At 60.4% G+C, this 20,196-nt stretch carries 24 protein-coding genes; all 24 read right to left on the bottom strand.

Features of this window, described 5'->3' with window-relative positions:
* The 24 genes from AC5SEM_RS02565 to AC5SEM_RS02450 all read right to left on the bottom strand — a co-directional run bounded on the left by AC5SEM_RS02565 (nt 1) and on the right by AC5SEM_RS02450 (nt 20,137).
* Nucleotides 1-447: a tail fiber assembly protein gene (locus AC5SEM_RS02565; RefSeq protein WP_495472111.1), complete on the bottom strand. Its 447-nt coding sequence runs from the start codon at nt 445-447 to the stop codon at nt 1-3.
* Entirely contained in the window at nt 448-1,344 is an 897-nt protein-coding gene (locus AC5SEM_RS02560) for a gp53-like domain-containing protein (RefSeq protein ID WP_495472110.1), read from the bottom strand.
* Between the two features lie 42 nt (nt 1,345-1,386).
* Nucleotides 1,387-1,854, bottom strand: coding sequence for a phage tail assembly chaperone (locus AC5SEM_RS02555; RefSeq protein WP_495472109.1), 468 nt, complete (start codon nt 1,852-1,854; stop codon nt 1,387-1,389).
* A complete protein-coding gene (locus tag AC5SEM_RS02550) occupies nt 1,854-2,780 on the bottom strand; it encodes a glycine-rich domain-containing protein (protein WP_495472108.1) in 927 nt (308 codons plus the stop codon). The genes AC5SEM_RS02555 and AC5SEM_RS02550 overlap by 1 nt, the downstream gene beginning before the upstream one ends.
* A 21-nt stretch (nt 2,781-2,801) precedes the next feature.
* Nucleotides 2,802-3,368 (bottom strand): tail fiber assembly protein, encoded by a 567-nt coding sequence (locus tag AC5SEM_RS02545; RefSeq protein WP_077571452.1) that lies wholly within the window; start codon nt 3,366-3,368, stop codon nt 2,802-2,804.
* 7 nt (nt 3,369-3,375) lie between these two features.
* Entirely contained in the window at nt 3,376-4,473 is a 1,098-nt protein-coding gene (locus AC5SEM_RS02540; protein WP_077571360.1) for a phage tail protein, read from the bottom strand.
* Between the two features lie 138 nt (nt 4,474-4,611).
* On the bottom strand, nt 4,612-5,127 hold the full coding sequence (locus tag AC5SEM_RS02535; RefSeq protein ID WP_495472107.1) for a phage tail protein: 516 nt from the start codon (nt 5,125-5,127) through the stop codon (nt 4,612-4,614).
* The gene (locus AC5SEM_RS02530) at nt 5,124-6,275 is read right to left on the bottom strand and encodes a phage tail protein (protein ID WP_495472106.1); all 1,152 of its coding nucleotides are present in this window, start codon (nt 6,273-6,275) and stop codon (nt 5,124-5,126) included. The genes AC5SEM_RS02535 and AC5SEM_RS02530 overlap by 4 nt, the downstream gene beginning before the upstream one ends.
* A 13-nt stretch (nt 6,276-6,288) precedes the next feature.
* On the bottom strand, nt 6,289-6,888 hold the full coding sequence (locus AC5SEM_RS02525; RefSeq protein ID WP_495472105.1) for a YmfQ family protein: 600 nt from the start codon (nt 6,886-6,888) through the stop codon (nt 6,289-6,291).
* On the bottom strand, nt 6,876-7,922 hold the full coding sequence (locus AC5SEM_RS02520; protein WP_495472104.1) for a baseplate J/gp47 family protein: 1,047 nt from the start codon (nt 7,920-7,922) through the stop codon (nt 6,876-6,878). Before AC5SEM_RS02520 ends, AC5SEM_RS02525 begins: the two co-directional genes overlap by 13 nt.
* Nucleotides 7,912-8,310: a phage GP46 family protein gene (locus tag AC5SEM_RS02515; protein ID WP_003222234.1), complete on the bottom strand. Its 399-nt coding sequence runs from the start codon at nt 8,308-8,310 to the stop codon at nt 7,912-7,914. Before AC5SEM_RS02515 ends, AC5SEM_RS02520 begins: the two co-directional genes overlap by 11 nt.
* Nucleotides 8,310-8,819: a phage baseplate assembly protein V gene (locus tag AC5SEM_RS02510; RefSeq protein WP_110720163.1), complete on the bottom strand. Its 510-nt coding sequence runs from the start codon at nt 8,817-8,819 to the stop codon at nt 8,310-8,312. The genes AC5SEM_RS02515 and AC5SEM_RS02510 overlap by 1 nt, the downstream gene beginning before the upstream one ends.
* Before the next feature lie 137 nt (nt 8,820-8,956).
* The gene (locus AC5SEM_RS02505) at nt 8,957-10,006 is read right to left on the bottom strand and encodes a phage baseplate assembly protein (RefSeq protein WP_077571353.1); all 1,050 of its coding nucleotides are present in this window, start codon (nt 10,004-10,006) and stop codon (nt 8,957-8,959) included.
* A 3-nt stretch (nt 10,007-10,009) separates the two neighbouring features.
* Nucleotides 10,010-11,245 carry a DNA circularization protein gene (locus AC5SEM_RS02500; RefSeq protein WP_495472103.1) on the bottom strand — a complete coding sequence of 412 codons (1,236 nt, stop codon included), beginning with the start codon at nt 11,243-11,245 and terminating at the stop codon, nt 10,010-10,012.
* Entirely contained in the window at nt 11,232-13,007 is a 1,776-nt protein-coding gene (locus AC5SEM_RS02495; RefSeq protein WP_495472102.1) for a phage tail tape measure protein, read from the bottom strand. Before AC5SEM_RS02495 ends, AC5SEM_RS02500 begins: the two co-directional genes overlap by 14 nt.
* Nucleotides 13,008-13,137: 130 nt before the next feature.
* Nucleotides 13,138-13,434: a phage tail assembly protein gene (locus tag AC5SEM_RS02490; protein WP_007908778.1), complete on the bottom strand. Its 297-nt coding sequence runs from the start codon at nt 13,432-13,434 to the stop codon at nt 13,138-13,140.
* Nucleotides 13,431-13,778 (bottom strand): phage tail tube protein, encoded by a 348-nt coding sequence (locus AC5SEM_RS02485; protein WP_007908779.1) that lies wholly within the window; start codon nt 13,776-13,778, stop codon nt 13,431-13,433. The genes AC5SEM_RS02490 and AC5SEM_RS02485 overlap by 4 nt, the downstream gene beginning before the upstream one ends.
* A 67-nt stretch (nt 13,779-13,845) precedes the next feature.
* Nucleotides 13,846-15,342: a phage tail sheath subtilisin-like domain-containing protein gene (locus AC5SEM_RS02480; protein WP_495472101.1), complete on the bottom strand. Its 1,497-nt coding sequence runs from the start codon at nt 15,340-15,342 to the stop codon at nt 13,846-13,848.
* Nucleotides 15,342-15,521, bottom strand: coding sequence for a DUF2635 domain-containing protein (locus tag AC5SEM_RS02475; protein ID WP_034154909.1), 180 nt, complete (start codon nt 15,519-15,521; stop codon nt 15,342-15,344). Before AC5SEM_RS02475 ends, AC5SEM_RS02480 begins: the two co-directional genes overlap by 1 nt.
* Nucleotides 15,518-16,102 carry a phage tail terminator protein gene (locus AC5SEM_RS02470; protein ID WP_495472100.1) on the bottom strand — a complete coding sequence of 195 codons (585 nt, stop codon included), beginning with the start codon at nt 16,100-16,102 and terminating at the stop codon, nt 15,518-15,520. Before AC5SEM_RS02470 ends, AC5SEM_RS02475 begins: the two co-directional genes overlap by 4 nt.
* A 150-nt stretch (nt 16,103-16,252) precedes the next feature.
* Nucleotides 16,253-17,278, bottom strand: a complete 1,026-nt coding sequence (locus tag AC5SEM_RS02465) for a phage late control D family protein (RefSeq protein ID WP_137217536.1) — start codon at nt 17,276-17,278, stop codon at nt 16,253-16,255.
* 9 nt (nt 17,279-17,287) lie between these two features.
* Nucleotides 17,288-17,500: a tail protein X gene (locus AC5SEM_RS02460; RefSeq protein WP_495472099.1), complete on the bottom strand. Its 213-nt coding sequence runs from the start codon at nt 17,498-17,500 to the stop codon at nt 17,288-17,290.
* Complete coding sequence (locus AC5SEM_RS02455; RefSeq protein WP_495472098.1) at nt 17,493-17,876, bottom strand: phage tail protein; 384 nt, start codon at nt 17,874-17,876, stop codon at nt 17,493-17,495. Before AC5SEM_RS02455 ends, AC5SEM_RS02460 begins: the two co-directional genes overlap by 8 nt.
* The gene (locus tag AC5SEM_RS02450) at nt 17,876-20,137 is read right to left on the bottom strand and encodes a phage tail tape measure protein (RefSeq protein WP_495472097.1); all 2,262 of its coding nucleotides are present in this window, start codon (nt 20,135-20,137) and stop codon (nt 17,876-17,878) included. The genes AC5SEM_RS02455 and AC5SEM_RS02450 overlap by 1 nt, the downstream gene beginning before the upstream one ends.
* Nucleotides 20,138-20,196 lie beyond the last annotated feature (59 nt).

The following is a 20,196-nucleotide window of genomic DNA, read 5'->3' as shown; positions in this document are numbered from 1 at the left end:
TTACAGCGCAGCAGCCAACCACTTCGGCGCAACCGGCCGATGCTCGCTGAACGGAAATAAAGAACCCTGCGGCCAGTCCCGCAATTCACGGCGATAGATTTGCAATTCGGCGTATTGCCCGGTGGTCAATGTGGTACCGCCGCCGTCCTCCAGCTCATCACGATCACGGGCCACCAGACCGTCGGTGGCGGCGAGTTGCGCCGTACGCCACGAGCGCTCGATGTCAGCAGCTTCATCCGGTGAAGGCGGTGGTGGATCGACCAGAACCGGATAGCCGTTATCGGCACGCACGCCAATCACTTTCGGGGTGACCGCCATCTGCTGCAGCAGCGAGATCCAGTAACCCTGAGGAATTTCGATAACGTCGTCGGGAATATCCGTTGAGTTGATACCCGGCACATAGGCGCCCCGGGTACTGGCGCTAAACAAAACATTGAACGGATTCATTCAGTAGCCCTTTGCAAGAAAAAAAACACCCCAGTTCGCACTGACTTCACCGGTGTAGCTACGGACCTTCAGCCGGCAGCCCTGTTTCGTCGCAGAGGTGGAGAGCATGATGACCATCGCGCCGTCGCCCCCCGAGTGGATGGCCACGATCGATGAAAACGCGTTGGGAAAAGAGATAGGAAAACTGACATTAACTTCGCCTTTGGCATCCGTGGTGCCAACACCCCACTGGTCGATGTTACCGCTGGGATAGCGTTGATAACCGACGTTGCCTACGACACCGGAATGCGCTGTGGCATACCTATCGCTGACCGATCCCCCATATAAACGCCACTGATTGCTCAGTTTGATCAGATATGCGGAATCACCAAGATCCAGCTTCAGCGGTCCGAATGTGCCATTACAGGTTTCGATCTGTTCATTGGCTGCCGGACTGATCGTCAATATACCGGTGCCCGCATTGATCACGTGAAGGGTACTGGCGTGGGCAATTCCGTTGATTGAAGGCAACGTCGCCGTGATCGGCGAGTTACTCGCAAAGCTGGCGACTCCACCGATATTGGCAGCACTCAGAACGGTGCTCGCGCCATAGGACGCGAAACCGGAAAACTGCAAACCGGTTCGGGTTACGAATTCAGTCGTTGCAACCGATTTGCCACTGTCGAATTGCGGCGCAGTGACAAATAACTTGTTACTGCGCAAAGCCCCCAGCAACTGATCATTGGCGGACTCTGTAGGCGTAAGACCGGCAGCCTGGATGACCTTCAGTAATTCCTGCGTGACGCCGTTTCCCCAACTCGCCGGAATCAACGATCCCGGTTTACCCGCTACCGGATCCTCATCGACAAACTTGCCGTCCACGAGGCCCGCACTGGGAACACTTTTTGGATAATCCATTTACTCATCTCCTGATCTGAAAACACATGCAACTTGATGGCGTTAGCCAACATCAGCGGCGAGCCACTGGGGGGCCGACGGCCGGGAGACTGCCGAAGGAAACTGGCTTGAATCAGGCCAGTCGCGCAGTGCCTGGCGGTATTCCAGCAACTGCAGATACTGCGCAGCCTTGAGCGTTGTCCCACGCCCAAGCGCCTGCTCGTCGCGATGCCGCGTCACCCACCATTCCGTGGCCGACAGACTGGACTGACGCCAGGTGCGCGCTGCCGCCAGAGGCTCTTGCTCCTCGGGGACGATTTCAGGAGTAACGACCGGACTGATCGTTACAGACAACGGCGCAATTTCCTGGCGCAGTTCGCCGACGGGTGCGCCGATTTCGATCTGCATGCCGTCCGGCACCTGCACCATCGTCTCGACGAAAGCGGGGGCAAACAGTTGGGCAATCGCGTAGTCGCCGGTATCGATCAGTTCGACCGCGACACCGTTATCCACTCGTGCATAACGGGCCATTACTCGTACTCCCAGATTTCACAGAAGGCGTTGCCGCCGACACCGCTAAGGACAGAGGCGGATGCATTGGTTGAACAAGAACCACTGCCACCCGAGCCTCGGCTCCCTGAAGTGCCAGGGCCACTGAGGCCCATCAACGGGCCACCGCCATCAAACGGACTCGCTCCGCCACCGCCTGCCAATACGCCCCAATTGGCGTTGTACATGGCGTAACCACCGCCAATTCCACGTGCGTTAGCGAGGTTGCCACCAGTTACGGCTTGCCCTCCGGCGCCACCCTGGACGAAACCGACTGCCGTGGCTGTCACGGGAAGGGTCAGGATTTGCCCGCCCATGCCTCCCGCCGCGCTCATGTAGCTGCCAAAAGAAGCACCACCACCGGCCTGCCCCATCGCGTTACGTGAAGCGCCACCCGCTCCCAGTGAAACCGGCACGCCGGCCATCATTTCCGCGCTCACGTCATACAAACTCTCGCCATAGGCGCCACCACCACCGCCACCGCCGATGCTGTGATAACCAGCTGCCACCGGTGCACAGCCGCCCCCCGAGCCTCCGGCTCCAACCAGACGTACACGAATGCGCCTGGCTCTTGGGTTCGGCTTGTAAACGGTGATCCCGACCGTCTCGATCTGCCGGACTGCCAGCAACCTCCCCACCGCATCGGTGATGCCATAACCAGCCAACGTGGTTGGGGTATTTTTCAGTTTGGTGAAATCAACGAGGGCGCCGATGGCTGTGGCCAGTTGATCGGTTTTGGCTTCATCCGGGGTCAATCCGGCAGCCTTGATCGCATTGAGAATTTCTTGAGTGACGCTGTTGCCCCACGCGGCCGGGATCAGTGAACCCGGTGTTCCGGCGACGGGGTTTTCATCGATGAAGCCACCGTTGACCAGTCCCACACCGGGAATGCTTTTCGGATAATCCATTGCACGTCTCCTTGTGCGGGTTCAGTCAGCGACAGCGGCGCCAGGCACCACCGGCCAAGAGATGTTTTCAGGAAAACCGCTCGCCTTTTCAATGCGGTTCAGCTCGACGCTGTAGAGCTTCCACTCGATCAGCAGCAGTTGTTCGTCATGGCTGGCATCGCCGATGTCTTCGGCGTACTGCAGGGGGGCGATGCGCAGCACGGCGTCGCGTAGCAGTGCGTCGCGCTTAACGAGGACGATGCGTTTGCGATCCGCCAGTTGCGCGGCCTCATCGACCTGCCAGGCGTTGCCCAACCAGAAGTGAAAGCCACCCGGAAAAGGCAACCGGGTGAATCCCTCCGGCAATTCGCCAAGCGCGTTCCAGGTTTCCCGAATGCCTGTGTCAGTGCGATAGACATCGCCGCGACAATCGATCTGCTGTTGCAACGAACCCTTGTCATAGGCCCAAGCAAACCCCTCAGGCGCCGGGGAGAGTTCGATGCTCAGCGTCACCGCATTGCTTGGCAGTTGCAGACCGATCCCGGGCACCAGCGGAAACTCGACAGGCCCGGTCAATGCACCGCTGTCATCTATCAAATAATTGAACATGTACACCTCAGATCAGTTTGATTCGTGCGGGATAAGCGATGTTTCGCGGTCGGGTTTCAGCGGCGAAATTGCCTATATTGCCGATGTAGGTATCAGAGTCGAATGCAGGGTTGGGATAGGTCGTTGCCACGGTTGCGGTCGTCGGTGAAAAGTTGACGTTGGTGTTAACGTCCCAGACGGGATCTGGAATCGCTGGAGCAGGCTTGAAAGTCGCCCCGGTCCCAGTCGGCAGATAATGGTTGTGGCTCTGCAACGCATGCATTTGCAGACTGCCCATTACTCGTCCGGTATCAACGTTTCTGGTTTCACTGAGTACCCGTAGAAACTCGCCCCGAATCTCGGGAATTCGAAAGTTCGAGGCTCCATCGCCACTGGTCCAGCCACCTTCTCGGCCTGCACGGGCAGCTTCGGTCGTCAGTGCCCCGGACGCCTGAGCAAAATCCCACAGCCACGGCCATTCGGCCCGCTTGAACAGATCACCGTTGGGAACCCCATAACCACCCGGGTTAAGCGTTGTGGTGGTTTCGAACAACGGGCGGCCCAAGGCGTTATTGTCGAAGCGTCCTATCGGCCACCAGCTCCCGGCTCCGTCACTGCGCAGATGCCACCAGTCACCTCCACCCATCAACACCAGAAACGGATAACCGCTGGACGACAGGTAGGTGTGAAAGCGAATCCTGTCGGTGCCGGATGCTTGAACAACGAGGCGATTGCCGCTGTTGTCGACACGACGAAGAATCACATCGCGTACACCCAGAGCAAGATCCGCCGGCGGTAAAGTCAGGGTCACGGGAGCGGGACTGCCATCGATCAAAACGAGACCGAGTTCCTGCTCAGCCAGTGACTTGGAAGCTGCAAGCCGGGTAATCACCGAACGCATCGGACTAGCGCTGCCAACAATCGATTGAATCGCCTTGAATAGTTGGCTGGTATCCGCCTCGGAAGCCACCAGCCCGCCACCGCTGATCACACTCAGAATTTCCTGAGTCACACTGTTGCCCCAAACCGCCGGAATCAACGACCCCGGCGTACCCGCCACCGGGTTTTCATCGACGAAGCGACCATCGACCAGGCCGACGCTGGGGACGCTTTTTGGATAATCCATAGGTTGTTCGTTCCTTTGAAATGACAAATGACCGGCGTCGACACAGCGTCTTCTGCGTGCCTGTCCACGGTCCGTTCTCTGAAAATAAAAAGCCCACAACGAAGTGGGCTTGGGTGACGCTGAATGAAGGGTTTCGGCTTAGCTGGAAAGGCCGCTGGCCAACTCGCGAATGGCGACCAAAGCTTCGTCACCAGCGCTGCGCGCCAGGTCCATGTTGCCCTTGGCAGCCTGCGCGCGAATTTGCGCTTTGGCCTTCAGGCGCAGCGTACGCAGCGCCAGCAAATGGTCGGTCAGTTGATCGGCCTTGCTCAGAATCTGCTCGGCGGCCTGTTTGGCAGTGCGCCCTTTGACCACCCACGCGGCGACTGACAGCGGCACTTCCTTTTTCGGGTAACCGGCGTCCTGATAAGCCTGCGCGTCGGCGGCGGCCTGGGCGTATTCCATGGCTTTGAGCGGGTCGCCGGCCAGTTCGGTACGAGCTTTGTCAGCGGCGGCATCGACTGTGTTGCACAGGCGTTCGGCTTCCTGCTGTTCCAGTTCGGCGACTCTGGCGGGATTCAGCTGCCACTTCTCGCCGTCCCAATCATGAGCAACAGAAGGTTGTGCCGGGCGCAAGCCGTCCTCGAACTGATGCAGTTCTTGAATGATGATCATCGGATCAACTCCCAGGAAAAACTGATATTGACCGCCGCGGTGAAATTGACAGCGATACCCGATGCATAGTCAGACAAACCGTGACTTTTGAGCCCCATGCTGAATAGCAGCTCATCGCTTGCGGCGTTGCTCGCGCCCCAAGTGTGTTCTGTCTGGTAGCTCTGCCAAAGCGAGCGCAATTCAGCATGGTCGAAGCTGGCAGTGAGGGACGAAACAGTCGTGTCGCTCACCACGTTGCTGGAGAAAATCAATACAGGTGCATTGGCGGTTGCCCAGCCGTCCCAATTACTGGATGTTCCAATCGTCGGGTTCAAAAAACAGTAATTGCCGCCGAGCCATCCTGCGGGTGCAAACCCGACTGCACTGATAGCCGTCGGATGCGGCGTCGGATTGCCCACCACCAGCCGCGCTGCCCGCGCATGTGGATCGAGTGGCAGGTAAACCACACCATTGCCGTTGACTGTCTGTGTCCACGTCAACCGGCTCCGGTTGTAGATCGACCTGACAATCGGTACCGACCCGGGTCCGGCTGTCACCACCCACGCCAGACAGAGATCCAGAGGTGTCGACTGGAAACCACCTCCCGCCGCCCCATTGATCGTGCCCTTCAAGCCTTCCGGTGTAGCGTCGTAGATCGTGCCGCGTTGCGTATAGAAGGTCAGCACGCCAGCAACCACTTGTGCGCGCAAAAAGTAGCCGGAATTCGGCAACAGATCGGCACTGCTCCAGGCTTGGGTCGTGAAGGTACGCGGACGACCCAACTGACCTGCCAGCACTTCCTGGCCCAAGCTGACCAGCACACCGGGCAGAATCGACAAGCGCCCGCCACTGGTAGCAAACGCGGTCGGCGTGATCGGCAATCGCCCGTCTGCCGTAGCCACGGTAGCGGTGGGCAAGGCGCCAATCGGCAACGCCGAATCCAGATTCCAGCCCTTGGCCGAAACGCTTTGAATCGCCTGCAACAACTGATCGTATTTCTTCTCGTCCGGGGTCAGCCCCCCGGCATTGATCACGTTGAGAATTTCCTGCGTAACCCCATTCCCCCAATCCGCCGGAATCAACGATCCCGGGGTTCCGGTCATTGGGTTCTCATCGACAAACTTCCCATTCACCAAACCGGCGCTGGGCACACTGTTCGGATAATCCATGGCTTATTCCTCCCTAGTCATAATTGATATGCACCTTGGTGTGCGCCGGCGCACTGCGGTGAATCAGGCATTCCAGCGCCGACCCCGGATTGACGCCAAAGCGCTCGCCCCAGTAGCTCGCGCCGAAACGCCGACCGAGCAACAAGCGCCCGCCGGTGTTGAGCGTCCACATGAACTGCGCCTCCCACGTGCCCCAGTGCGCCGAACCGAAACGCGAACGGCCCATGCGCGGCGCTTCGAGTTCGGTGATGGTGGCGTTGGGGTAGCCCTGGCTTTTGGCGATTTCGAGGTAGTAACCGACGGCTTGGCTGCCGACCGCGAGCAAGCGCCGGCGTACGGCGAGGCGGCGGTCGTCGAACAGCGGTGTGGCGCCCAGGCACGGGTCGGGCAGGTTCATCACCTGTTCCCAGTCCGGCACCAGTTCGCTGACGCCGGCCGGGTCCATCTCATTGAGCAGGTCGGCAGCACGCGCATCGAGGCGCGCCAGTTCGACGGCGACGCCTTGCAGCACTTCTTCCAGTTCCGGCACGCGCTCCGGGTCCCACGCCGGGCCGCTGGGCAGCAAGGCGCGCAATTGCGCCTGATATTGCGCGGCGGTTCTCATGCCCCCCATACGCAACCTCCGAAGGTCAGCAGTTCGCTTTGCCCGGCAGGCACGTCAGCAGCCGGCGCGGTCAGCGTGTGATCGTACTCACCACCAGCGCTGCTGATGGCTTCGCGGATATGACTGATCAGCAACGGCACACCCAGATCGGCCTCGCGGTTGTGCAGGTCGCGCAGTTGCGCCTCAACCGCAGCGCGCACGGCGCTGGTGTCCGGGTTGACGCTCTTGAAGCGATACACCACCGGCACCTGAATCGGCCTCTGCACGTGCACTTCCGCGGTCACCGGACGCAGCGGTTCGATGTACGCCTGAACCTCCGCCAATTGCTCATCGTTGGGCACCGGTTGCGGGTCTTCATCACGCATGATGAACACCGTCACCGTGCCCGGCCCGAGCAGGCCGCCACGACACCAGGCGCGGGTCACGCCCGGCACTTCCAGTGCCCAGGTCTCGTAGTCGCTGGCCGAACCGCCATGGGGAATCACGCGGTAGGAACGAATCACCCGCGAGCGCAGCGACTCCAGACTTTCCCGCGCCACGCCGCCGCTGAGTCCCGGCGCCAGCACGACAAAGCTGTTGCCGACCACACCGGCAATCGGCTGCACCGGTGTCAGCGCCAGCCCGGCGTCGGCATTGCCGAGGCTGCCGGCATCCAGCGCGGCAATCTTGGTGGTGTTGCTGCCATTGGCCGTGGTGCGTGCGGCGGTGACTTTGTAGGTGCGGCCGTCATTGGTTTGCAGCAGCGTATCGGCGTCGAGCACCGCGCCGGCAGTAGCGGTAAAACTGACACTACCGGTGGCGACTTGCGCGGGTTTACGTGGCTGGTTCAGGCGCAGTGCGGCGATGCGTTCAAGGGTCGACTCGTCGGCCTTGTCAGGCAGGATCTGTTCGGCAATCCAGTCGAGATAACCGTACAGACCATAAGCCGCGCCACCGAGGGTACGGGCCAGCACTTGCGCATCGGACTGGCGCAGCGAATCGCCGGCCAGGTCGCTTTGGGTGCGCTTGATCAGCACCGGCAGCGAAGGGGTTTCAAACGGCATAGATCACCTGCCAACTATTATCGGGGTTGATGTCCAGACGTTCGCCGTCGGCCAGGGTCAGGACCGTGCGCAGGTTCAGACGCTGGGCGTCGAGGCGTTCGCTGATGATGTCGATGGCGCTGCAATGGCCGTCGTCGATCAGCCATTGCAAGGCTTCGCGGGCATAGAACTCGGCGTCCATCTGCGTTTGTCGGGTCAGCTTGACCCGGCGCAACAGCCACAGCCGCGAGCCGATACGGTCATCGGCGACGGTAGGAAAGCTGTCGCCCCACCAGCCGAAACGCTCTTCGTCGTCGAGGGCGTCGTCATCGGCGGCGCGGCGCCAGGTGAACAGGCTGATGAGCACGGCGCGGGTCAGTGCAGCGTGGAGGTTTTGGCTGATCAGCATCACTTGCCTCCTGCCGGCGCGCCGGTCTGGCCGCTGCCGGCCTGCACACCGACGTGCACGTGTTTGATCTGGCTGATGCCACCGGCGAGTTGATCGCCGGTGGACACGATCTTGCCGGTCTGATTGATCACCGGCGTATCGAAGTTCACCGCGCTGCTGGCGCGGATGTTCAGCGTGGCGGTTTCGATGTCGATGATCCGCCCCCGCTTGAAATGAATCTTGTCGCCCTCGTCGGTGTAGATCGCCACTTCACCAGCGGCCAGCGCTTGCAGGCGATAGCGGCGGTCGGCGATGACCAGAGCGATGGCGTGGGAACGGTCGCCGCCGATGAACGTAACGACACCTTCGGCGCCGGCCAGCGGGTGGCTGGTGAAGCCGTAAGGTTCGAAGTGCTCCATGTCGTCGTTCACTTCGCCGGCGGTGAGGCGCATTTGCAGCGATTGCAGCTTGGATGCCGAGTTGGCGAGCACGACAGTGCCGCGCGCCAGCAGGCGTGTCAGTAGGCTCATGGGGTGTCCTTCAAAGAGGCGGCCACGACGCGATCAACTGTAGGAGTGAGCCTGCTCGCGATGGCGGTGGGTCAGGCACTGTGATGTTGAGGCTGCCGACGCTATCGCGAGCAGGCTCACTCCTACAGGGTTCGGTGTCAGGCCGGGGATTTTTTCGGTGGCATTGGATTGGCATCGAAGGTATGCGGCGGCGCCACTTGCAGCGTGGTCACCGAGCCTTGTGCCGACAGCGAGTACGTGACCTTGGAAATCAGCATGTCGCCATCAAACCCAAGCACCGGATCCGTGACTTTGACCAGCGTGTTGTGCCGCCAAAGATCACCGTTGGCCTGGCGCCAGCCCTGCACCCGATACGTGGTGGTCTGCGCCCGCCCCATACGGGTGGCGCACTCCCACTGGGCGCGTTGCTGGGCCAGTTCGAACGTCAGCGCGGTGCCCTCGTTGATGATGGTGGTGCGTCGACGTTTGAAGCTCAGATCGGTCGCACTGGATTCAACCTCGCTGACCGCCGCCCCGCTCTTCTTGTCCGAACCTTTCTGCTGGCCGATCACCCGGTATTCGGAGAACACCTGGCTCTGATCCATGGGGGCGTTGGCCGACAGGATATTCTTGCCCAGCTCCAGCGCATCACTGGCCCGCCCACCGCTGCCGGGTTTGGCCAGCACCAGCCGGCCCTGCTCGTCATCGGTGGAAAACACCCGCAGCAACGAGAGCAAACGGTCGATCGACTGGAACACGGTTTCACCCGGCACGATGGTGTGCTTGGTCAGCCGCGCAGTCTCGGGAATTTCATTGACCACCATCAGCCCGTACTCCATCGCCAGCGCCTGCACGATGCTCAGCAGCGGTTGCTCCTGCCATTGATTCGGCTGGTTTCTGGCGGCGCAATCGACCAGATCCTGGGTCTTGGAACTGCCCTCGATGCTCAGGCTGATCTGGCGTCCGTCATAGCTGATCGGCGCCTTGAACACGTAGCCGGTGAGCACCAGGTCCTGGCCGATTTTCACTTCGCAGGGGTCACCCGGCTTGATCCGCTGGTCCACCGCCTGCCCCGGCCACTGCCAGGTGATGTCAAGTTTGAACGTGCGGAACTGGCGCTCCAGATCGGCGGTGATTTCCACGCTTTTCCAGCCGCCGTATTCCATGTTGTTGACGGTCAACGTGACGCGGTTATCCATCTCGTTCATGGCTCACTCCCTGGACACTTTCACGTCGTTGGGTGAAAAACCCGGATGGTTCATCGCATTGCTCTGAGTCACTTGGGTCACCCGTGTGGCATCGGCAAATTGCTTGTAGGCCACAACCAGCGCCGGCAAGCTTTCCTGGAACGATTTGGTGACCTGGCGCACACCGGATGACGCCACTGCCTTGAGATGCGCCAGCAGCGCTTCCTTGACATCGTTGATTGCCTGGTGGTGCTTGGGATCGGCCTTGTCCAGCATCGGATCAATGGCCACCCCGACCGCCTTCTGCAGTGCTTTCATTTCATCGGTCACCGGTACTTCCGGACGGGTCACGGGTTGATCCGCCTGCTGCGCCACCGAAGGTGTCGACGACAGTTTCACTGCGGGGGTCGCCACTGGCATCGACGCCACCCACTGCGCCACTTTGACCAGCATCGTGTCCTGCACCAGATCGGCCATGGCTTGCGCTGCGGCGTTGGTGTCCTTGCCGGTGGTGATCTTTGGCGCATCCGCCTTGCGGATCGCTTCGAGTTGTTGCGACACGTCGGCAATCACGCCACGGTAGCCCTCCTTCGCAAACTCCTTGAGTTCCTTGATATCGCCGAGCAGGCCTTTGAACTCCGCCGCCACTTCCTTGGGCAACTCCTTGACCGCTTTGACCAGTTCGGTGATCTGCCGGTACTGCTCGATCAGCGGCTTGAGCTGTTCTTTGATCACCTCATAAACGCCGGTCAGGCTGTTACGCAGATTGGCAATGCCGATCCGCGCGGCCTTGATCAGCGTCATCGCCTGCTCGAAGCGCGCCACCGCAGACCCCAACAGCGTGTCGGCCTTGGCCAGCAGCACTTTCTGTGTGCTGACGGTAGCGGTCGGAAACGGCAACGGCTGATCGGGATAAAACTTCAGGGTAAAGGTCACCAACCCGCCGTCCTGGCGGGTATGGGTCATGTCGCATTCACCGACCCTGACTTGCAGGCGTCCCAGCCATGGGTGCACCAACTCGCCACTGCCCGCCTCCAGCGCCTTGAGCAGTTTGTCGCGCTGCTCCAGGCAATCGGCGCCGATGATGAACGCCGTGACGTCGTGAATCCTGGCCTGCTGGCCAAGATCTTCGAAATACGGCAGGTCGCGCTGCGGATACTCGTGCAACTGACCTTTGCGACCGACCGGGGTTTTCGCCTGATCGATCCAGAACCCGACACCGCGAAAGGATGCCGGCAACAAACGGTCACGCCAGTTCATTGGAACCTCCTGCCGACAGCGAGCGATAGCCGATGCGCGAAGACAGCGCCAGGCCCGGTTGATTGCTTTGCGGTTGATCGGTGCGCAATCCGGCCGGCGCATTTTCGAAGCGCACGGTCAGGCCGCCTTCGAGTTGTGTGCGGTTGTTGATTGAGCTTTGTTGAATCAGTGCGCCGGAAGTCTGTGGCAACGAACCACTTTGCAGTGCACCGTTACCCGCTGCTTGCGGCGTTGTTCCGAAGAACGCCGGCGCCAACTCCCCTTTGCCTTCGGCGTTGGTCTGGCGCTGGGCTTCGGTGAAGGTTTCAACCTTGCCGGTGACCTTGGCGATGAGTCCGGCAAAGCCACCGTCGAACAACTCCTTGATCGGCGCAATCACGGTTTGCAGTTTTTGCCACAACTCGCCGAACCACTCGGTGATCGGCCCCCAGTTCTTGATGATCTGCCCCAACGGCGTCCATTCGAACATGTTGTGCAAAAACTCGAGTACCGGTGCGGCCAACGCTTGCACCACGCCCCACAGCGCCGAAAATACTTCGCTGATCGGTTGCCAGTACATCGCGATCTGTTCCAGCGGCGACCATTCGAACAGGCTCTGGAAGAAACTTTTGATCTGCTGTGCCGACGCTTGCAATGCGGCCCAGATCGGTTCGAAGAACGTGACGATGCTGCCCCAGTTGTTGACGATCATCCCCAGTGGGGAATAGTCGAACAACGTGCCGAAAAAGTCCTTGATGGCTTGTGCCGCCGGTTGCAGCGCCGTCCAGATCGAGGCGAAGAACCCGGTGATCGATCCCCAGTTGTTGATGATCATCCCCAACGGGGTCCAGTCGAACAGACCTTTGAGGAACGTCATCACCGGCACACTCAAGGCCTTGAGCAAGTCCCAGATCGCCGAAAACAGACCGGTCAGCGGCGCCCAGTTTTCCAGGATCATGCCGGCGGGCGTCCACGAGAACACCGATTTGAAAAAGTCGATCACTGGCGCGGTGACCGCTTTGACCTTGTCCCAGATCCCGGAGAAAAATCCCGCGACCGGTAACCACAACGCCGCCAGTGCATCCAGCGGTCGCCAATCGAGGATCGAGCGCAACGTCCCCATCGCACTCACACCGATGTTTTTCACGCCCTCCCACATGTCCTTGAAGAAAGCGCTGATCGGCGTCCAGTTGGCATAAATCAAACCGGCCGCCACCGCGATGCCCATCGCGATCAACATGATCGGATTGGTCTTGAGCACCATGCTCATCACGTCCATCACCTGGGTCATACCGGTGACAGCGGTTTGCATGGCGGAGAAGGCAATCGCCCCCGCCGCCAGGCCTTCGACCAGTTTCGGGTTGTCGGCGAGCAGGCTGCCGACCTGGGTCAGCATCGGTTCCAGGCCGACCACCAATGCCCCTACCGCCGGTACCAGCGCGGCGTCGACGGCGGCCGAAACCTTTTCCATCGATGCACTGAACACGTTCATGTTCTGCGCTGCGACTTTCGGTGTGGCGGGCAGGTCGACGGTTTTTGCCGTGTCGCTGACGTCGGTCAATTTGCCCTGAAATGCTGCCGCCGATTTGATCCCGTCCACGAACGGCGTGATCACGCTGCCGCCCTTGAACAGTCCGCTGATGTCCAGTTTGTCGAGGCCGACCTGCTCGAGATTTTTCTTGAAACTCCCGACCTTGGCCTGAAGGGCGCCGAGCTTGGGCGATAGCTCATCGATGCCCGTGATCAGCACCGGAGTTTTTACTTTCGTTTCTTCGTCTGCCATCACTGCACCTGCTGCATCGCATTGATCCGTTGCGCGTGCTCCAGCGATTCGCGGAGCACATCCAGTGGCCTGGCCATCATCTGTTCGGGGTCAACCTTCCAGAACCAGGCCAGGTCATATGCGACGGCGATCAGGTCGGTGATGGCGCCGACGCCGCACTCATGAAAAAACTCGCAACGGCCCAGCTCAGCGCATTGAGGTCAGCCAGATCCAGCTGGTTGACCGACGACGGCGGAATGCCGGCGCACACGGCGATGTATTTGGCCGCCACGTCCATGTCGAGGCTGACTTCTTCGCTCTTGTCGATCTTGTACGGCAGCGCCTTGATCGCTCGCACCTCCTGCACCGTCGGACGGCGCAGGACGAGTTCGGTCAGGGGCTCGCCGTGAGCTTCGATCGCAACCTGAAGCTTCACGGCGCCGCTCATTGCCAGGTCCCCTTGATGCCTTCGAATTTCAGTTCGATGGTGGCGTCATCGCCTTTGGAGACTGGCTCTTCGACCAGATACGCACCGGCCAGTACGTAGACTTTGCCGTTGCTGAATTCGCAGGTGACGGTGATGTCGGTGCCTTCGATCAACTTCTTCAGCGGGAAGTCGGCGGTGTGCAGCGCGGTCACTTTGAACGACGGCGCGATGTCGGTTTCCTTGTAGAAACCGGGTACGACGGTTTCGCGTTTGACTGCCATCAGCGGGGCTTCGCAGCCGCCATTGATGGTCAGTTGTGCGCCGTCGACCTTGACGTAGCAGGTGCCTGCAATCAGTTGACCCATGGTGTTACTCCCTTGAATGAAAAAGCCCACGCGAGGTGGGCTGAAAACTTGCCGTCAAACGCGCGGATCAAGCCGCGTCGTCGTACTGCAGACGGAATTGGTTGAGCAGTGCGAACACGCGCAGACCGTTGATGTAATCCGGCGGGAACAGCACGTTCACGCGGCTCGGATCCTGCACGTCGCGCTCGACGATCAGGTGCTCGGCGAACAGCTCGGCGTTCTCCACGTGGCCTTCCAGTTCGAGCTTGGCGTACTGGGCGATCAGTTCACCGCGAATGGTCGCTGGCGTCACGATCGGCTGGCCGGCGCCGAAACGGGTGCCGTCGGAGGCCAGTTTGTGGCGACCGTACTTGCTGGTGATCACGCTTTGCAGACGACGCACGATGAACGCCGACTGGTGCATGGTTTCGCTGTCCAGATAGGAGTTGTCGGCCTGACCGTAAGCGTTTTTCTGGTAAGTGGTAATCGAGCGCTGGATGCGCACGTAGCCGCCTTCGTAGTACGCGGTAGCGATGCCGTAGTTGAGCAGCGACTGACGCTCGGTCAGGGTGAAGCGTTCGCTGGCCGGTGCCGGATCAACACCCGGCAGACTGCCGCTTTGGGTCGGACGGCTAGCGTCGGCAGAGATGAACACCGCGGTGCGTGCAGCCAGTGCCGCCGCTTGTACCCAGAACGGTTGCGGAACGCCCGGCTCCAGCGCCTGAATGGTCATGTGCTGGTCGTTGCGTGCCTGGCCGGCAGCAACCAGAGTGCCGACAGTGCCGCGTTTGGCGCTGTAGACGTGACCGAACAATTGCTTGGCCCAGGACCAGCGACCGGTGCTGTCATCCATCACTGCTTGCCAGGTGTTGAGCGTCGACAGATCGGACCATGGCAGAGCGATGAATTCGAATGGCTCGTCGCCCAGTGCGGCAATCGCCGCCACTTGATCCGGCACGCCGGCGCCGCCGGTCATGGCGGTGATCGCAGTGGTCAGGCCGGCCGGGGTGTCTTCGCCGTTGCTCTTGCCCAGGCGATTGAATTGCAGGCTGATGTCGTTACCGCTGTCGCCAGTCCATTTGGCGCTCAGGGTGACCACACCTTCGGCAGCAGCAGCGCTCATCGGCAGGTCGGCGGTGGCGTTGATTTTCTGCGCCAGGGCGGTGGCCGCCTGTGCAGCGGTGGCACCGTTGACCACAGTGGCTTGCACACGCACGCCGCCGACATACAGATTCAACACGCCAGCCTGAGTCGCGGTGCCGGTCAGGGTCAGCACGCCTTTGGCGATCGCGCCTTCGGTGTTGTGCAGCGGCAGGCACCAGATCTCGCCGATCGGGTCAGCCTTGCGGAAGGTTTCGTACATCGAGGCGAGCATCGAGCCTTGGCCGCCGATGCTCTTGGCCAGCGCAACACTGGAGACCAACACCAGTTTGCCGACTTCGGTCGGGGCAATGTTGTCGTTGACCTGAGCGACGATCAAACGACGCAGGGTCGAACTCGCGCTATTGGCAGCCGAGTTGTCCATTTCGGCATAGAACAGCGGTACACGAATGTCCGCGGGGATGTTGCTGAATCCGATCGCCATTATTTGGCTCCCTTTTGTTTGGCTGGTGCGGTTTTGAGGGTGATGTCGCCGTCGGCCAGACGTCGGCGCCACCAGGCGCTGTCCAGCACTTCACGGCCTTCCAGCGGCAGCAGATCGCCGGCCTCCGGGTCAGGTACAACGCGGCCAGCGGCCGGCAGTACGGTGATGCGATTGCTCATGGGGTTACGTCTCCAGAGAAAGTCATTTCCACGCGCCCATCGGGGCCCGGGCGTTTCAGGTTGGGATCGGCCGGGTCGATCGCATCGACCCGCACGGTGGCCCCGGTAAAGGACGACAAACCGTCCAGTTCGCGTTCGTGCCAACTCTCCGCAGGCTGACTCGGCAGATTGCGGCCGAGCTGGAACTCGGCAGAAAAGCGCAGCCGGTAGAAGGCGCGGCTGCTGTTGATCGAGACCATTTCGCCGCCGTCGTAAACGATGGCGCTGTAGGTGGAATCAGGTTTGAAACCAACCAGCGCGCGCCACAACTCGGCACGCAGGTCGTGCAACAGATCCAGCGCTTTTGTAGCGTCGGTGGCGTCAAGCACCAGGACGATTTCGAAGCGGTCGCGGATCGGTTGGGTGGTGAGGTTTTGTGAGGTGCTGTTGCTGGCCAGATCGGCAATTGGCAGCACGTAGGCCGAGGGTGTTGGCAGATCCGGGTTGCCTTGTAGCAGCGCCAGATCGACACCCACCGAAATGTGATTGGCCAGGCTCGGGCATTGCCCACGCAGCTGCGTGAGGATCGGGGTGATCTTCATGGGGGTGTTCCAAATAGTGGGAGTTACCGCAGGACTCATGTAGGAGTGAGCCTGCTCGCGATAGCGGACTTACAGTCAGAATCGATGGTGACTGACACACCGCAATCGCGAGCAGGCTCACTCCTACAAGGGATTGGTGGTGTTGAGAGATCAGTCTTCAGCCTTTGGATCGAGGCCGCTGGCATCGATCAGGCAGCGATAGCTGTTCTCGCGATTACCGCTGGCGGTGACCTTGTCGATCGACCAGCGTCCGCGCATGAAATCCGGCCAGGTATCATCGAGCAGCACCAGGCCTTCAGCCGCCAGCCGTGGATCGCCGGGGCAGGTGATCTTCACCTTGTACTTTTGCCGGAGCATTTTGCGCACTTCGCCCTCGCCGACGGCAATGGCGTCGGCTTCATTGGGTTGCTTCTGGCGGATGGTCTTGAACGGCGCAAGTCCCGTTTCGACCCAGTGCAAAACGCCGGTAACAGCATCGACAAAACAGGTCTTGCAGCCCTTGGCCTGTTCGCGGGCGGCCTCTTCCAGCGTGGCGCTGATGAAGGCGTGATCGCCGGGACGATTGTTGTGGGTGACCGACAACGTCACATCCTGCAGTTTCTGCCCCGAGATGGATTTGATCTGCCCGGGCCGCGCCAGCACATACGCATCGCCATAAGGTTTGGCGACCAGGTTGTACTTCTTTGCCAGCCGCGTCAGAAAGCCCATGTCAGTTTCATTGGACTGGTCGACGTGAGCGATCTTGATCATCGACACGTCCGCAGCGACACGCGATGAAAATCCGTGCTGCGACACCAGTTGGCTAAACAATTGACCGAGCGTCGTCGGTCCATGACTGGCGGTGCGGCGCTGCTTGAAGCCGGTCTCGTCATCCTTGCTGAACGGCGCTGCAGTGGCCACCAGGGTCAGGCGAAACGGAAACAGCGTCGGCGTCAGGCGAGTGACTTTGAACTGGCCCTTGTCGACCATCTCTTCCATTTCCAGGTAACCCACCAGCAGGCCGATTTTCCCGCCGAGGTTCGGCAGCCCTTCGAGGCCTTCCAGATCAATGGTCAGGGTCAGTTGATCCGACTCGATACCAGCGGCATCGATGTGCTCCCAACTGATCAGACGCTGGTTGAGCAGATCCGCGTTTGCGCCATAAATCTGCACGACCGGGGTAAAACCCAATGCCATACAACCTCCTTAATCCCAGGCCGTGAGCGCTTTGATCGCGGCGGGTTTGCTGTCGAGTTCAGGCAGCACGATCCAGATGCCAGCGGGCAGAACCGGGCCGTGTTCGGCCAGGGTCGGGTTGAGTTTCCACAGGACTTCTTCAGCGGCATCGTCGCTGCGCCCGGTTTCGCGGTAGAGCAGCAGATTCACCGAATCACCGGCCACGCTTCGAACCTTACGCATTATTGAACTCCGCCAATTCGATAACCCAATCGACGACCATCGCCGTGCCGTCATCGATGATCTGGGTCTGGGTTTCCTGAACGTTGTTGATCCGCCATAGACCCCAGTTGCGACCGATGCCATCGATCAGCGGCAGCGGTATACGCAGCGCCTGCAAGTCGCGCAATTCATCCAGCCGATCCATGGCCACGGCGTACATCGACTTGCCGGTGATGGTCAGGGTTTCCGGTTTCTGCCCGGTCTGGCTGGATTTCGGTTTGCTGGTGAGAATCTGTATTTCCGTCCAGCCGCCATCGGACTTGCGCAACAACGAGTGGTACGCAAAGTCGCGCGACAGGCCGAAGATGAAACTGCCCAATGCCATTTGTTGTTTCATCAGGCGACTCCATCGGTCAGGGCTGCGTCACGGCGGGTGGCGAGGGGGTTGGTACTCATTGAGGTCATGAACTGACCATTGAAATGGTTTTGCATGACTTGCGAGATCACTGCGCCCACCTTTTCCGAGCTGGCTATTTCGCTGCCGCTGATCTGAATCGACGGCGCATAGGTGATCTGCTGGTTTTGCGTCTGAGCGTTGCTCAGGTCCTTGGCCACTTGCGAGGGAGGCGCGAGTTTGTCCTCGGCAGGCTTGCCCCATTGTTCACCGACGTAAGAACCGAGCATTGCGCCCACAGTCCCACCGATGAATGTCCCAATACCGGGCGCAATGAACGTACCGATCGTGGCGCCAATGGCAGTGCCGGCCAGCTCGCCGGCGGCACCTTTGACCGCTTGGTCATCGCCTTCGCGCCAACCTTTCAGTCCGGTATAGGCCGCGTGCGCAATGGCCAGTGGCGCGCCCAGTTTTACCGCCGGCAGCGCTTGGGCGATTTTGGGCATGACCTTGGCGCCGACGCTTTCGACCAAGGGCATAAGCTTGGCAACTGGCCCTTTGAGTCGGGATGTCATCTCGCTGTTGCCCAGGCGATCGGCGAACAGTTTGAAACCCATTTTGATGTCATCGAACAGAGGCGCGACCTTAGCCGTGAGCCCCCCCAAACGACTGCCCCCACTGGCGCGCGGAACTGTCGTGCGCAACGCTGTTCTGGCCTGCGGGCGTCGACCCGATCGACGACCCGATCGTTTGTTTTTTCGCCCGCCATCAGAGACATCGTCACCGACGATGGCATCAGCAATATCGGGGGGAAGTCGCGTCGTCGCCAGACGTAACAGCTTCGCGGAAGCGGTGTCGAGGACTGAGGCAACGCCGGTTTTCAGCGCCCCTCCCACAAAAGGAAGAGCAGCGGCACCAAGCAGAACCAATCCTGCAGTAAGCGCCGGGAAAGCCTCCGCCGCAGTACTCACGCCATTGGCCAGCGCGGTGAGCACCACTGCGGCACCATCGGCCAACGGCGCCAGTGCGGTGCCGAATGCGGTGGTCAGCCGGGTCAGACTCGCATCGAGCGCATTCCAACGCCCTTGCGACGTATTGCCAAACGCCTCGGCGGATTTCGCGGCTGCACCCGAATCGGCGCCAAGTTCCGACGTCGCGTACTTACCCTTGTCGGCTACCTGCGAGAAGGCGTTTTTTACATCATCGGGCTTCTTCAGCAGTTCAAGAACCCTGACGTCGTTTTCGCCAAACAGCGTCTTCGTCAGTGCTGCCCGTTCTTGCAGCGGTTGTTTATTGAGTGCAGCAAGCACCGAGTTGATGGCAGCGGGAGCGTCCTTGCGCATCTCTCCTGCCAACGATTCGGGATTGAACCCTAACTCGCTCAGAGCCGTACGTTGCTCTGTCGATGCATCGGCGCCCTTCGCCAGCACCGAAGTAATGCCCTTCAACGCGGCGCTGGCGCCCTCCTTGTCCGCGCCACTGTTAAGCAGTGCAGCCGCCAACGCGGCCACCTGTTCCGGGGTCATTCCGGCAGTGATTGCGGTCTCGCCGGATCGTTGCACGACCGAACCGATGTCGGCGGCCTTGGCATCCAGGCCACTGTTGCCGAGATAGCTCGTCGCATCGGCCAGATCCTGGCTCTGATAGCGATCAAGCTTCAGCGACGAACGCCAGGCCGCCAACATCTCGCCAGCCGTTTTGACGTCCATCCTGAAGGCCGATGCGTTGATCGCGGCATCACGGGAGAACCACTTCAGCTCGTTCGCCCGTTGGTCACCCTTGGCTCCATCGGCAATACCGGATCGTGCTCCGGCGACTTGAACTTGCAATAGGTCAGCGTTGGTTGCCCCACTGGCCGCCACCTGTTTCTCGCTGGCGAGTTCCAGAGTGCTCTGTGAATGCGTTTGCAGTTGGTCGTTGCTCATCTTGAGCAACTGATTGAGTTCAACCAGCGCAGTCTCGTTGACCATCGCCGGCTGCATCAGTTTCGGCGGCGGACGCTGCTCGATCTCGGCGTTGAGTTTTGACTTTGGTTCGCTCGTGGCGGGGGCGGCGGCGCCAGCCTTGAACAACGACTGCTGGCTGACCAGTAGCTCGCGCAGCTTGACCTGCTCCTGAGTCAGCAAACGAATATCCACGCTTGCCAACGCCAATGTGACGTTCAGATCCTGCAGCGGTTTACCGAAGTTATCGGGCAGCGATAGTCCGCCCGCTGCATTGCCGCTCTCACCGGCATATGTGAGCGCATATTTACTCTCTGCCATTGCCGCTCTACTCCTGTTTCACGCCAAGGCGAGTGATCGCTATGTCGTAGCGGCGCAAC

It is taken from the genome of Pseudomonas sp. CH61 (genome assembly GCF_059429415.1).
The sequence above is the reverse complement of the archived record's forward strand: the minus strand, read 5'-3'. Positions and strand labels throughout refer to the sequence as shown.